The organism is Streptomyces sp. NPDC047079, from assembly GCF_040643755.1.
GTDB lineage: Bacteria > Actinomycetota > Actinomycetes > Streptomycetales > Streptomycetaceae > Streptomyces.
The window spans coordinates 1-12,605 of the sequence record NZ_JBEYUZ010000024.1 but is presented as its reverse complement, the minus strand read 5'-3'; the positions used below and the strand labels follow the sequence as shown (position 1 = coordinate 12,605).

The following is a 12,605-nucleotide window of genomic DNA, read 5'->3' as shown; positions in this document are numbered from 1 at the left end:
CTGCCACACGGCGACGACTTTGTGTGGGGAGAGAGACCCGGTGCGGCCCTGTCCGCGAATCTCCGACGACGGCCATGCGGCACCCGCCGGATGCGCCATGCTTGGAGGCCGTACGGCACGGCGCGTCTCGCCCAGCCTGTGGGCGCGAAGCGTGGCGTTTCCCTCAACGAGGTGCACCGATCAGTGAAGTCCGGTAAGTCAACCCTCGCAGCATGGCTCCACCGCCTCAGCGCCGAACACTTGGAGCGGGTACTCGCGGCACGGCCGGACGCCGTGTCCCCGCCGGAGCCCCGCTCGGTGAGCGAACTGGCCGAACGCCTGCAACGCCCGGGCTCGGTCGCGCTCGCGCTGCCCCGGCTCCCGCTGCCCGCCCTGCAGACAGCCGAGGCACTGGCGGCACTGGGTGCGCCGGCCTCTCGGGACGTCCTGGCCGACCTGCTGAACGCGACGGAGGGCCGGGCCGCACGCGGTCTGGAAACGGCGCTCCAGACGCTGTCCACGCATGCGCTGGTCTGGCCGGACCGCGAGGGAGCACTGCGCATGGCCGCGCCCCTGCGGCAGGCGTGGGACACGCCGCTCGGGCTGGACCAGCCGCTGGCGGCGCTGTCGAAGGACACGACCTCCGAGGAATTGCGCCGCATGCTCACAGCTCTGGGCGTGCGGCCTCCCGGCACCAAACCGCAGCGCCTCGCGTCGCTCGTGGAGCACCACAGCGACCCGGCACGTGTCGCCGCGGTGGTAGCCCAGGCACCGGCCGACACCCGGAAACTGCTGAAACTGAGGGCGGACCCCGCGTACCGACCCCAGGCATTCGTCCTCTTCGGGAGCCAGCCCGCTTCTGAACCGGGTGCGCGCTGGGCGCTGGAGCGGGGGCTGCTGGTCCAGCATCGATACGGCTACGGCCCCGCACGGATGCCCGCCGAGGTGGCGCTCGCGCTGCGCGGACCAGGCTGGCATCCTCCGTTCGCCCCCGCGCCGCCCGTCACACCCCTGGTGCCCGTCTCCCCGGCGGAAGTCGACAGTGAGGCGTCCGCCGCGGCCACGGCGTTCGCCGCCCACGCCGCCTCGGTCCTGTCGGTGTGTGCGACGGCTCCGCCCGCCCGGCTGAAGTCCGGCGGCGTCGGAGCACGCGAACTGGCCAGGATCGGCAAGGCAGCACGCTGCGAGGAGACCGTCGTACGTCTCACCCTCGAGACGGCGTACGAAGCCGGTCTCATGGCCCGTGACGGCGACCGGGTCGCGACGACGGACGCCTACGACACCTGGGCCGAGTCGGAGCCCGCAGAGCGACTTCCGGTATTGCTGCACGCCTGGTGGACACTTGGGCTCACCCCCTCGCAAGCCCGCGACAACGACAACAAGGTGCTGCCCGCCCTGGCCGGGACCCCGTCCTGCGCCGGCTGTCTCCAGGCCCGGAAGGGGCTGCTCACCGCCGCTTCCCGGCTTCCGGCCGGGCAAGGCGCGAAGAACGCAGCCGAACTGGGTCCTCTTGCCCACTGGTCACGGCCACTCGCCGAGGTGCTGCCACAGGACGCGATGCCGTTCGCCACCGTGATCCGGGAGGCGGAGCTGCTCGGTGTCCTCGCTCGCGGTGCGCTGTCCCCGATCGGCGCCGCTCTGCTGGCCGACAGCACCGAGGAACTGGCCGCCGCCTGCCACCGCTTGCTTCCCGCCGCCACCGCGACGGCCCGATTCGGCAGCGACCTGACCGCTGTCGTCACCGGCACGCCCACCGCGCGGCTGGTCACGCTGCTGGACTCGGTCGCCGACCGGGAGACCAGCGGCACGGCCTCGCTGTGGCGGTTCAGCCCGGCGAGCGTCCGCCGCGCCCTGGACGCAGGCCATCGCCCGGACTCCATCGAGGCCGACTTGGGTGCCGTCGCCGCCAACCCGGTGCCCCAGCCCCTGTCCTACCTGATCACGGACACGGCACGCAGCCACGGCCGGATCCGCATCGCCTCGGCCGCCTGCGTCATCCACGGCGAGGAACCCGCCCTCCTCACCGAGATCGCCACCCACCGCAAACTCTCCAGACTGGGCCTGCGGCACCTTGCCCCGACCGTCCTCGTCAGCCGCACCCCGCTGGAGAAAACCCTCGCCGCACTGCGGACCGAGGGATACGCGCCGGTCGCGGAGACAGCCGACGGAACCGTGCGCGTCGAACGACCCCGCAGCCCCCGGGCGACCGCGCCGGTACCGCCCCTGCGCAGAGCGGTCAGCAGGCCCAGCACCCCATCCCGCACGACCGCCACCCCGAAGCAGGCCGAGCTGGCCACCCGACTCGCGGGCGCCCCACTGGCCCATCCCGCCCCCGACCCCTGCAACGGCATCCCCTTCGCCACCGATACCGAAGAAATCATCGCCGGATACGCGACCCAGATCCCCCACGCCGATGTCCGCCAACTCGCCCACGCCGTCGACAGTGGGACGGCGGTCACCATCGAGTACGTCGCCACCACGGGCAGCCGCACGATCCGCACCATCAGCGGCCTCGACCTCGATCCTCCGTATCTGTATGCCTGGTGTCATCTACGCGATGCGGAGCGGGTGTTCACCCTGTCGCGGATCCACGCGGTGATGCCCCCGGCATAACGCCCGGGCGATGGGCCCGGACGTGCGAGGCGGCCGTACCCATCCCGGAGGGTCGTCGGCACTCGCGTTCCGGCCGTTCGGCTGGGGTACCGAATGAGCGGCACCGTCCGTCACCGACAGCCTAGGGTAGTAACATGTACTACATGGAAACCACTGCCCGCGAGTTCAACCAGAAGTCCTCGCAGATCCTTGCCGCCGCGGCCCGTGGCGAGACCGTCACGGTTACCAAGAACGGCACCCCGGTGGCTCGGGTCGTACCGATAAGCGACACCGACATCCCCCCGTACCCGACCGACCCCATGGGGGACCTCGACCTGCCCGACCTCGGCCTGCCCGATCTCACCGACGACGAGATCGAGGACACGCTCAAGGGGATGGGCGCGTGACGATCATCGCCATCGCCGACACCAACGGCCTGTACCGCCTGCTCGATCCGAACCTCACCGGACACCAGGAACACAGGAAGGCACTGGCAGCGACCAGCCACCTGGTCATCTCCCCCCTGGTTCTGGCCGAGCTGGACTACCTGATCGCGACACGCGCCGGAGCCCGCAAAGCTCTGGCGGCGGCCCGGTTCATCGAACGCAACGTAGCGACGCGCCGATTCGAGGTGCCGCCTGTCAGCACGCACCTGAGTGCGGCGATCGCGGTCGCAGAGGGGTATGCCGACGCCGACGGCGGCAAAGGCATCGGACTGACCGACGCCATGAACGTCGCCCTGGCCGCCGCCTACCGCACCGACGCCCTGCTCACCACCGACCATCACTTCCGCATGGTCCGCCCCCTGACCGGCCATCCCGCCTTCCGGCTCCTACCCGACGACCTGTAGCCCGCACCGCTGGCGCGACACCCAGCACCAGCACCAGCCGATCACGTCGGTGCGGCGTGCTCCTGGCACAGCCGCTTCCGTCAGATGGCGGCGAAGACAGTCGGCCAGCGTGCGACCTCGCCGTTGGTCAGCACGAGCAGGGCGCGCTACAGCGTGATCCCAAGCCGGGGCAGCGGAGGCCGCGCGGGGCCTCGTGTCCACTCAAACTCAGGTACAGGCAGCAATGACGCCTGCTGCGTGCCGCCTGCCGGCGCGCTCGGTCAGGGCTGTCTACAACGGCGGTGGCCACCGCCCTGTCGTGCCGCCTGGGCGGCAGCTGGCATACATGGTGCCTGCAAGCCAACCGCGTTGCAGGAAGGACCAGATGCCTTCCGGGGTGAAGTCGGGCGCGCAGGGCGGCACGTAGTACACGGTAGCCACGTCCGGGGTGGCGCCTCACTCACCCGCGGCTTTCATGGATCCGCTATGACCGAAGCGGCTCTTGAACTCGGACAACCGCCCCGACGATCCTCTTCCTCCTCGAACCGGCCATGCCGCTCTCCAACCAGCTCCACGCCCTCGCGTCCACTGTGCGTCCACTGGATCTTGGATCACAGAGCCGCCAGGCGGCCTCCAGTACACCCGAACGCTCGCGTCACTGCAGGTCAGAGCCCTGCCAGGATCAGACAGGCGATCCCCTGCAGCTTCGGACCGTACGCCTGAGCAGCGGATTCTCTCCGTTGGGCCGGAGTTCATGATCTCCCTGCCAAGAAGGGACGTTTCCGCAGGTCACAGACCTGCACAGGTGGGGCGGGTGGGACTCGAACCCACGGCCGACGGATTATGAGTCTCCAGTGGCTTTGATACGTCTAGATCCGGAGTGTGTCGCCCCGTATCGCGCCGCCCCGCAAAGTCCTGCTCAGAGCGAGGATGGGAGACAACTCCCACCCTTCGTCGTGACGTCTCATGCCGTCCCGTGTCGCCCCGTTACGGGGCGTTCGGTTGAGCATCGGTTGAGCAGAAAGGCCCCCGACCCGCAGGTCGGAGGCCTTGTCTCGTCTCCTCAACGGTACGCCTCACACAGCCCGTTGTCAGGCACCGGGGCCAGCCTTCACGTCCCCTTCCGGGCGCGCGGCACGATGCTCGCCGCCTTCTCCGCGATCTCCAGGTCGACCTCCTGCAGCAGCGACGTATACGTGTCCGACGCGAGCTTGATCGTGGAGTGCCGAAGCGTCTCCTTGATGGCGTGGAGGTCGCCGCCTCCCGCGTGGATCAGTGTTGCCGCGCAGTGCCGGAGGTCCCGCAAGTTGATCGGCGGCAGGTCAGCGCGCCGGCAGATCCTCCGGAATGCGTCCGACACCTTCTCCGGGTGCAGCCACGTCCCGTCGACGTCGGTGAAGGCCTTGCCCGTGTCTGTCCAGTCCGCGGTGTCCTTACCCTTCGCGCGCTCCTCGGCCGCGTGCTTGTTCCACGCCTCACGCTCCTGCAGCTGGCGCTCACGGTGCGCCCGGAGCACGGCCACGTTGAGGCTGTCGAGCGCGATCGTGCCTGCACTGCCGTCGGTCTTCGGCACGCCTTCCTCCGGGGTCCACTGCCGCACGACGATGTTCTTGGCGATCGTGATCGCCTGCCCGTCGAGGTCGACGTCCCGCCAGTCCTGCCCGACCGCCTCGCCGCGGCGCAGGCCCCGGAATGCGACCAGGTGGAAGAACGCGTACAGCCGATCCGTCTCGGCCTCGTCGAGGAACGCACCGATCTGCGTCGGAGTCCACACCATCACCGCCGACGGCTTATCCCCCGTCTTCCGCCAGTGCGCTACGTGCTGCTCGGTCCACAGCACCGCCTTGGGCCGCTTCCCGGAATCGAGCTCCACCCACTGGGCCGGATTGAAGGTGATCAGCTGACGACGAATCGCCGCGTTCAGCGCGGTCCGCAGCGTCGCCCGGATCCGCTGCTTGGTCGCCGGGCCCGTGATGAGCCTGTATGGCGGCATCGCGGCAAGCTTCTCCCTCTCCACCGCCAGACGCGCCGACTCGGCGGCCGGCGGCCGCGAGTTCCTGCCCCACTTGGCCCGCGCTTCCTGCTCACGCCGGGCCTGGTTCTCCGCCGTGACCGTTTCGTTGGTGTCATCGATGGCGTCGAAGAACTCCTGAACGTGGGCGACGGTCAGCTTGTCCAGCCGGAGGTGGCCCAGGCCCGGCTTCAGGTGGACGCGTATGTGGCTCGCGTAGCTGTCGGTGGTCGTGGCCTTGGTCCTCTTCGACGCGATCCACGTGTCGAGCCACTCGGCGACCGTCATCTTGCCGTCAAGCGGTACGCCGACGCCGAGCTTGCGGGACACCTCGGTCGGCTCAGGGATCGGTCCGCGCGTCGTCTGCAGCTCGGCGAGCAGGTCACCGACACGGCGCTGCCCGTCCTCGTCGTCGCCCGCCAGGTCGAGGATGGCGCGGATCCGGTCGAGGTCCGCCTGCGCTTCCTTCACGCCGGCGTAGCCGGTTCGCTGGAACCGCCGCCGCTCACCCTCGGCGTCCTCGGGGAGTTCCTGGCTGACGCGGTGCTTGCCGTGGGACCGCTTCGACAGGTCCGGGCACTTCGCCCCGAGCCGCTTCCCGTCCGGGCCGCGGCACTCACACCGCTTACTGATGCCGCCAGCACGGCGAGATGCAGGCATTAAGACTCCTCCGCCTCCTCGCGGCGTTGCATGGTAAACAGTGCTTCGGCCTTGGCCATCGCCGCTTCCAGGTCCTCTGCGTATTCTTCCGTACCTGGCCGTTCCTGGAACTTGAGAATCCACTGTTTGCCGAGCTCTACAGCCTCCGCGGTCACAGGCTCCCCAGCCTCGTCGGCTGTCCGCAAGTAGTGTTCCAGGGCCTCGTGATACAGCTCCAAGGCGGCCTCGAGGTCACGGCCTACCTCATAGAGCTTTGCACTTACGTTCTCGACGTTGATTCGCATGCGTTCGAAATTCAGCCGAGCTTCAAACACCGCGTCATCCGTACCTAGCCCGCCTGCCATTAGGGCCATTGGCATCACGCCCAACGCCTCGGCAATTGCGATCCACTCATTAACTCGCACCGCGCGCTCGCCACGCTCAATCTTCGCGACCTGGGTTTGATGGAATCGAAATCCAAGATCAGTCAGCCGCTGGGCGATGTCTTGCTGGGAGAGGTCGAGGCTCTCGCGGATCCGCCGCAAGTTGCGGCCGATGCGGAGCTCCGTGTCATTCATGGCCTGCTCAACTGCGGCGTCAACCTTCATGAGGTTCGAGGTTAGAACCTAGAAGAGCATAGGGCAACCTTGCCTGACATAGCGCAGCACAGGTGACCACACATGTCCACACACGGGCACTCAATGGCATCGGTTAACCGATCACAGGTTGAACTGGTGAACCCTGGACAGCTTGACCCAGCACCAGACAACATGCCACAGTGGTCTCAGAGAGGTTCATGCCGCAACCTCTTGCAGCATATTTGCAGGTCAGGGCCTTGCCCGCCTCGACTTCGCATGCACGGAGGCTCACCAACGTGACCACGCCCATGACCACCCAGGAGCTTCTGGAGCTCCCCGCCACAGTCGACCTCGTCACCGCCGGCCGCGCCTTCGGCGTCGGACGCACTACGGCATACAGCCTCGCCCGCAACGGCGAGTTCCCCTGCCGAGTGATTCGCGCCGGCAAGGCCTACCGCGCCGTGACCGCCGACCTTCTGCGCGTGCTTCAGATAGCGCCCCAGAACGACGGCGACGCCGGACCTTGCCCGTCCGACGCCGCCTGAGAACGACCCAATCCACACCAGAGCTACCCAGCAAGACGGCGGCACCGGGGGCCTTGCCCGCCCCATCAGTGCCGCCGCCGGAAAGAAGACGTCCTCATGTCCATCTTGGCACAGCCCACCCAGGCGCCGACGGCGTCGCCTGCCCCGAGAGACCAGCGCGTCCGCCTCGTCCTCGAGGCCGAGATCTTCCAGGACCCCGACGGCGGCCCCGACTCCCTGATCGTCACCACCGATGAGCGCGCCTGCGAGCCGACCGTCCCGGCCCGGCTGCTCCGCATGGTCGCCGAGGCCCGCGCCCAGCTCGACGCCATCGAGCGCATAGCCAACGTGTACGAGGCCGAGGACACCATCCGCGCCATCTGCGCCGAGCACGACGCCCAGCTCGAGGAGTGGGACGCCGAGCCCCTCGACCCGAAGCTGCGCGAGCGATTCGTGGCCTTCGCGATGCTCCCGAAAAACGGGCGCCCGATTTTCGTCGTTCCCGAGGGACAGGACCCCATCGAGCGCGCCGCCGTCCTGGCCGACCTCGTCAACTCCCTGACCGAGCGGGCGCACCAGGAATGACCGCCGAGCAGAACACCGCGACGGCCGGGGACGCGCAGCTCGTGGGCGCCCCCGGCCGCCCGGCCGACGACAAGCCGAAGCCCGAGTGCAGCCACTGGATCGGCGCCGAGCAGCGCCACTGCAAGCAGGCCGACGGCGTCCGCCGGTACATCACCGGCCACCGCTGCCCCGCCCACACCCCGCGCGCCCTGCAAGGCCTGCCCGAAATCCCGACCGGCCCCGGCTGGCCGATTCACCGCACCCAGGAGGACACGTGAACGACCTGACGTACATGGAACGCGCACAGTTCCTCGTGGCCGTGCAGGCCATGGGTGAGGGCGACGAAATCCCGGAAGCCTCGTACCAGCTGCTCCGCGAGATCGAATCGGAGACCGCCGCCCCCTGGGCCCAGTCGGATCCGTTCGCCGCCGAGCGGTACCTGGCCGCCAAGGGTGCCACCCCGAAGGCCGCTGCCGCCAACGCGGCCGAGTTCGAGCTCAGCATGCGCGCGCTCTACGCCCTCGCCACGGGGGCCCGCGCCCAGTCCTTCCAGGACCTCGCCGACTGGATCGAGAAGAACGTGGACGGTGCCCAGTGAATGAGCGCCGCCCCGGCCAGTGGCCGGTCGCCGAACCCGTCGACCTCGGCGCGGACCACGACCGGGCCACCGACGAGCTGTATGTCCAGCGCGCCCAGGAGCGGGCCCTCCACGAGATGGTCCTCGACTCCATCCGCCACGACCTGGAGCAGCAGCCCAGCCCCGTGTGCGTCCTCACCACCGCGCGCAACTGGTGCAGCCGCATCACCGCTGCCGCCGAGGAGATCGCCCGGTCGAAGCGGAGTACCGCCTGAGCCGCTGGCGGGCGCCGTCGTCCCCCCGCGGCGCCCGCCAGCACCACACGAACCATCTGATCCAGCTCGTAGAAGAGAGCACGTTCGTGACCGGCATTCGTATCCCCGCCGACCTCCCGGCCGCGGCCGAGACCTACGCCAAGGCGGGCATCAAGGTCTTCCGCGTCCGGCGCAACAAGACCCCCTATGCCAACTGCCCGCAATGCGACCGGCAGAGCAGTCTCTACATCAAGCACCGCCCCGAGGACTGCCAGTGCGGCGTCCCCACCTGTCACGGCTTCTGGGCCGCCGCCACCAACGTCGACCTCGTCCGCCGCTGGTGGCGCGAGGAACCCGACGCCAACATCGGTGCGCCCTGCAAGCTCAACGGCTGGGCCGTCATCGACGTCGACCCGCGCAACGGCGGCCGCGAGTCACTGTGCCGACTCGAACAGCGCGTCGGCGTCCTGCCCGGCACCACCATGCAGATCACCGGCGGCGACGGCCTCCACATGATCTACCAGTCCCCCGACTTCGACCTGCCCGGCGAACCCTTCCAGGGCATCGACTTCAAGCACAACGGCTACATCCTGCTCGCCCCGTCCGTGCACTCCTCCGGCTACCGCTACATGTGGCCCGGCACTCAGAACGTCTTCCACAAGCCGGACGTTGCCTGGCCCGCCGCGCTGCTGCCACGGAAGGAGCGCAAGGCCCCTCCGGCGCCCCGTCCGTCCGTCCGTCCCGGCGACCTCCGCCATCCGTTCTGGAATCGGTCGGCACGCCGTCCCGGCGGCGGCAAGATGTGGAGCGTCGACCAGCTCGTCCAGCACGTCATGGACTCGGTGGCCGGCGACCGGAAGCACGGGCGTAACAACTCCTTCTACTTCGCGGCCTGCCGCGCTCACGAGCTCGCCGAGCAAGGGCTCATCGACCTCGGCGAGGCCGAGTCCGCCCTGCTCCACGCCGCCTCCGTCGTCGGCCTCACCGACTCCGAGGCCCGCGCCTCCTTCGACAGCGCCGCCAGTCGGCCCAGCGACAAGGGGTACGCGGCGTGAGCACGGCCTTCGACGAGGACTTCGAGCGGCTCTTCGGCGAGGAACCGCCGCCCGAGGAGCCGCCGGACGGGAACGGTGGGGAGAACCCCACGCAGGCCCGCCTCGCCGCCCTGCGCGGCGCCCTGGTGGACACCGACGGCCTCGACAACCTGCCCGACCCCGTACCCCTCATCGAGGGCGTCCTCTTCCGAGACTCCCTCGCCTGGATCTACGGGAAGCCCGGCTCGGGCAAGTCGTTCGTCGGCATCGACTGGGCCGGATGCGTGGCCAACGGCCTGCCCTGGGCCGGCGTCCACGAGGTCAGCAAGGGAACCGTCCTGTACCTGGTGGCCGAGGGCACCTCCGGTATCCGCAAGCGCGTCCGCGCGTGGGAGCGCCACACCGGCATCCCCATGAAGGATGTGACGTTCCTGCCCATCGCCGTGCAGCTGCTGCACGGCACCGACCGCGGGGCCCTCGAGCTCCTCGTGCAGGAGATGCGGCCCGCGTTCATCGTGATCGACACGCAAGCCCGCTGCACCGTCGGCGCGAACGAGAACGACAACGGCGAGATGGGCCAGGTCGTCGCCGCGGCGGACCATCTGCGCGAGGCGTCCGGCGCCTGCGTGCTGCTGATCCACCACTCGGGACGCAACGGCGAGAACATGCGCGGCGCCTCGGCATTCGACGGCGCGGCCACCTCAATCATCAAGGTCACGAAGAACGAGGAGTACGTCGAAGTCCAGTGCGACAAGCAGAAGGACGTCGAGGACTTCGACACCGTGCTCCTGAAGATGCAGCCGGTCCTCGAGTCGTGCGTGCTCATCAACCGGGTGGCCAGCCCGGCCGAGGAGAACCAGCTGTCGAAGACCGAGCAGCGGATTCTCGACGTGATGCACGACGTCTTCCCGAACGAGGCCGTGTCGCGGGCCCGCCTGGTCGACGTCTCCGAGATGGCGTCCAGCACCGTCTACCGGGCGGTCGCCAAGCTCGAGCGGCTGGGCTACCTCGTGAAGACGGGCAGTGAGTCGCGGCCCAACTGGCGCCTGTCTACCGCTACTGCGAGTGAACAGGATGGTGACGCTGCGTAGAGAAAACTTCCCATTTTCGCCGTGGGAATTGATCTTGCCTGAGGCCCCTAACTTCCCACCCCATTCGGCCACTTCCCACCCAGTGCACAGCAACTGACCTGCACACTTCCCAACTTCCCATCTTCTTCCCAACGGCCCGCCCAAATTCCCACCCACCCCCCCTCTCTTAGGGGGGTGGGAAGTGGGAAAAGTGGGAACGGCGCGGCCGGTGGGACTGCCCGAGAAGGAGAGGCATGATCCCCGCCACTGCCCGCTACGAAGCCAGCTACCGCCACGAGAGCAACGGGCGCGCGCACTTCACCACGAAGCCCGTGATCGCCTGGGGCGACGACGGCGCCGCGCTTGTCGCCGACATGAAGACGGGTCGTCTCCGTGACGCCGACAGTTGGAGCAACTTCGCCGGCCTCCGCGAAGCAGACACTCACCTCGTCGGCGCGATCCCGGGGGGAAGCTGGCGCGCCGAGCACAGCACGGATAACGGAGACGTCGAGTCCACCCCCGTCCTGGCGTGGCTCGTGGGTGCGGATGGCTCGTGCACTCCGACCATCGCGGACCGTGACGGCTACACCGACGACCCCACGACCGCCTCGAACTTTGTCCGCCTGTACGAGCCGGAAGAGGAGTCGTGAACGTCGACGACGTGGTCGCCGAGAAGATCGCCGCCGCCCGCGCCCGCACCGAAGCAGCCAAGCGCCGGCGCGCAGCCCTCACCGCCGCCCGACAGCGCGGCCTCGCCGCCCGCCACGCACAGAAGCTCGGCCGCCTGCGTGGGGCAGAGGACCACGCAGGTGTAGGCGAGCAGCCCACAACCGTGGGTCAGAGCCCCACGGTTGCCGACCCCAACCGTGTCGATATCGCCACGGTTGCCCCCGAGAAGGAGACCAACTGATGGCTGGAGAGACCGTGATCACCGTCGTCGGCAACCTGGTCGACGACCCCGAACTCCGCTTCACCCCAGCCGGTGTGGCCGTCGCCAAGTTCCGCGTCGCGTCCACCCCGCGAACCTTCGACCGACAGGCCAACGAGTGGAAGGACGGAGAGTCCCTGTTCCTCACCTGCTCGGTGTGGCGCCAGGCCGCCGAGAACGTCGCCGAGTCCCTCGCCCGCGGCATGCGCGTCATCGTCCAGGGCCGCCTGAAGCAGCGGTCCTACGAGGACCGTGAGGGCGTCAAGCGCACGGTCTACGAACTCGACGTCGACGAGGTCGGCGCGAGCCTCGCCCGGGCCACCGCCAAGGTCGAGAAGAACCCGGCGGGCAGTGGGCAGCGGCAGCCAGGTGTAACGCCCGGCCAGGGAAATGTGACACCTGACCCGTGGGCCAACGCCAGTCCGGCCAACGGCCAGCAGCAGGCCGGCGGCTGGGGCAACCCGCCCTCCCAGCAGCAGCCCGCGGCGCAGGGCGCCGGCTACTCCGACCAACCCCCGTTCTAGACCCGGGAGTACGACATGACTGACCACGAACTGCAGCTGCTCGCCCTCGGCTTCGGCGCGGGCGCGGACTTCATGCTGCTCGTACAGATGGTCTTCGCGATCCTCGACGACCGCCGCGACCGCAAGGCTCTGCGCGCAGCCGAGGCCAAGCTGAAGGCCGCGCGGGAGAGGGCGGCGGCGTGACCGCCTGCGAACTGTGCGGCGAGGACTCCGCCGGCCGGTACCTGTGCGAGCGGCACACGGTCGCGCTGGCCAAGCAGCTGGACGAGCTGCCCGCCCTGTATGCCGAGGTCGGCGAGTGCCTGGTGCCTCGCCGGTCCGGCTGGGGCGAGATCGTCGCGACGCGCGGCGCGGCCGGCCCGCGGTCCCCGCTCGACGAGGACGTCCTCGACACGGTGAACTGGGGTCGCGCCGCCGAGGTCGTGCACCTGTGGCGGGTCGATGTGCAGCGTGAGCGCTGGCCGCACCACGGGGCGCCCCCGCCCGCCGACCTTGCCCCGGA

General features: G+C 69.2%; 16 protein-coding genes and 1 pseudogene. 15 read left to right on the top strand and 2 right to left on the bottom strand.

Features of this window, described 5'->3' with window-relative positions; translation table 11 throughout:
* The first annotated feature begins 183 nt into the window (after nucleotides 1–183).
* The 3 genes from ABZ823_RS25205 to ABZ823_RS25195 all read left to right on the top strand — a co-directional run bounded on the left by ABZ823_RS25205 (nucleotide 184) and on the right by ABZ823_RS25195 (nucleotide 3,421).
* Nucleotides 184–2,592 (top strand): helicase-associated domain-containing protein, encoded by a 2,409-nt coding sequence (locus tag ABZ823_RS25205; RefSeq protein WP_361664613.1) that lies wholly within the window; start codon nucleotides 184–186, stop codon nucleotides 2,590–2,592.
* A 143-nt stretch (nucleotides 2,593–2,735) separates the two neighbouring features.
* The gene (locus ABZ823_RS25200) at nucleotides 2,736–2,978 is read left to right on the top strand and encodes a type II toxin-antitoxin system Phd/YefM family antitoxin (protein ID WP_097222963.1); all 243 of its coding nucleotides are present in this window, start codon (nucleotides 2,736–2,738) and stop codon (nucleotides 2,976–2,978) included.
* Nucleotides 2,975–3,421 carry a PIN domain-containing protein gene (locus tag ABZ823_RS25195; protein ID WP_361664610.1) on the top strand — a complete coding sequence of 149 codons (447 nt, stop codon included), beginning with the start codon at nucleotides 2,975–2,977 and terminating at the stop codon, nucleotides 3,419–3,421. Before ABZ823_RS25200 ends, ABZ823_RS25195 begins: the two co-directional genes overlap by 4 nt.
* A gap of 1,090 nt (nucleotides 3,422–4,511) precedes the next feature.
* Here the strand turns inward: ABZ823_RS25195 and ABZ823_RS25190 are convergent.
* The gene (locus tag ABZ823_RS25190; RefSeq protein ID WP_361664607.1) at nucleotides 4,512–6,071 is read right to left on the bottom strand and encodes a tyrosine-type recombinase/integrase; all 1,560 of its coding nucleotides are present in this window, start codon (nucleotides 6,069–6,071) and stop codon (nucleotides 4,512–4,514) included.
* A complete protein-coding gene (locus ABZ823_RS25185) occupies nucleotides 6,071–6,658 on the bottom strand; it encodes a helix-turn-helix transcriptional regulator (protein ID WP_361664604.1) in 588 nt (195 codons plus the stop codon). The genes ABZ823_RS25190 and ABZ823_RS25185 overlap by 1 nt, the downstream gene beginning before the upstream one ends.
* 266 nt (nucleotides 6,659–6,924) lie before the next feature.
* Here ABZ823_RS25185 and ABZ823_RS25180 point away from each other — a divergent pair, with 266 nt between their 5' ends.
* From ABZ823_RS25180 to ABZ823_RS25125, 12 genes and pseudogenes are all read left to right on the top strand, one after another.
* Nucleotides 6,925–7,173: a DNA-binding protein gene (locus ABZ823_RS25180; protein ID WP_361664601.1), complete on the top strand. Its 249-nt coding sequence runs from the start codon at nucleotides 6,925–6,927 to the stop codon at nucleotides 7,171–7,173.
* A gap of 96 nt (nucleotides 7,174–7,269) precedes the next feature.
* A complete protein-coding gene (locus ABZ823_RS25175) occupies nucleotides 7,270–7,737 on the top strand; it encodes a hypothetical protein (protein ID WP_361664598.1) in 468 nt (155 codons plus the stop codon).
* On the top strand, nucleotides 7,734–7,994 hold the full coding sequence (locus ABZ823_RS25170) for a hypothetical protein (protein WP_361664596.1): 261 nt from the start codon (nucleotides 7,734–7,736) through the stop codon (nucleotides 7,992–7,994). Before ABZ823_RS25175 ends, ABZ823_RS25170 begins: the two co-directional genes overlap by 4 nt.
* Entirely contained in the window at nucleotides 7,991–8,314 is a 324-nt protein-coding gene (locus ABZ823_RS25165; RefSeq protein ID WP_361664594.1) for a hypothetical protein, read from the top strand. The genes ABZ823_RS25170 and ABZ823_RS25165 overlap by 4 nt, the downstream gene beginning before the upstream one ends.
* Nucleotides 8,311–8,568: a hypothetical protein gene (locus tag ABZ823_RS25160; RefSeq protein ID WP_361664591.1), complete on the top strand. Its 258-nt coding sequence runs from the start codon at nucleotides 8,311–8,313 to the stop codon at nucleotides 8,566–8,568. The genes ABZ823_RS25165 and ABZ823_RS25160 overlap by 4 nt, the downstream gene beginning before the upstream one ends.
* Nucleotides 8,569–8,654: 86 nt before the next feature.
* Nucleotides 8,655–9,602: a bifunctional DNA primase/polymerase gene (locus ABZ823_RS25155; RefSeq protein ID WP_361664588.1), complete on the top strand. Its 948-nt coding sequence runs from the start codon at nucleotides 8,655–8,657 to the stop codon at nucleotides 9,600–9,602.
* Nucleotides 9,599–10,672 carry a helicase RepA family protein gene (locus ABZ823_RS25150; protein ID WP_361664585.1) on the top strand — a complete coding sequence of 358 codons (1,074 nt, stop codon included), beginning with the start codon at nucleotides 9,599–9,601 and terminating at the stop codon, nucleotides 10,670–10,672. The genes ABZ823_RS25155 and ABZ823_RS25150 overlap by 4 nt, the downstream gene beginning before the upstream one ends.
* 233 nt (nucleotides 10,673–10,905) lie before the next feature.
* Nucleotides 10,906–11,301 carry a hypothetical protein gene (locus ABZ823_RS25145; protein ID WP_361664582.1) on the top strand — a complete coding sequence of 132 codons (396 nt, stop codon included), beginning with the start codon at nucleotides 10,906–10,908 and terminating at the stop codon, nucleotides 11,299–11,301.
* Nucleotides 11,298–11,561, top strand: coding sequence for a hypothetical protein (locus ABZ823_RS25140; protein WP_361664579.1), 264 nt, complete (start codon nucleotides 11,298–11,300; stop codon nucleotides 11,559–11,561). Before ABZ823_RS25145 ends, ABZ823_RS25140 begins: the two co-directional genes overlap by 4 nt.
* Nucleotides 11,561–12,103: a single-stranded DNA-binding protein gene (locus ABZ823_RS25135; RefSeq protein WP_361664576.1), complete on the top strand. Its 543-nt coding sequence runs from the start codon at nucleotides 11,561–11,563 to the stop codon at nucleotides 12,101–12,103. Before ABZ823_RS25140 ends, ABZ823_RS25135 begins: the two co-directional genes overlap by 1 nt.
* 15 nt (nucleotides 12,104–12,118) lie before the next feature.
* Nucleotides 12,119–12,286: a hypothetical protein gene (locus tag ABZ823_RS25130; RefSeq protein ID WP_361664573.1), complete on the top strand. Its 168-nt coding sequence runs from the start codon at nucleotides 12,119–12,121 to the stop codon at nucleotides 12,284–12,286.
* Nucleotides 12,283–12,605: pseudogene (locus ABZ823_RS25125) on the top strand (hypothetical protein); the annotation flags it as partial. The gene ABZ823_RS25130 and the pseudogene ABZ823_RS25125, both read left to right, overlap by 4 nt.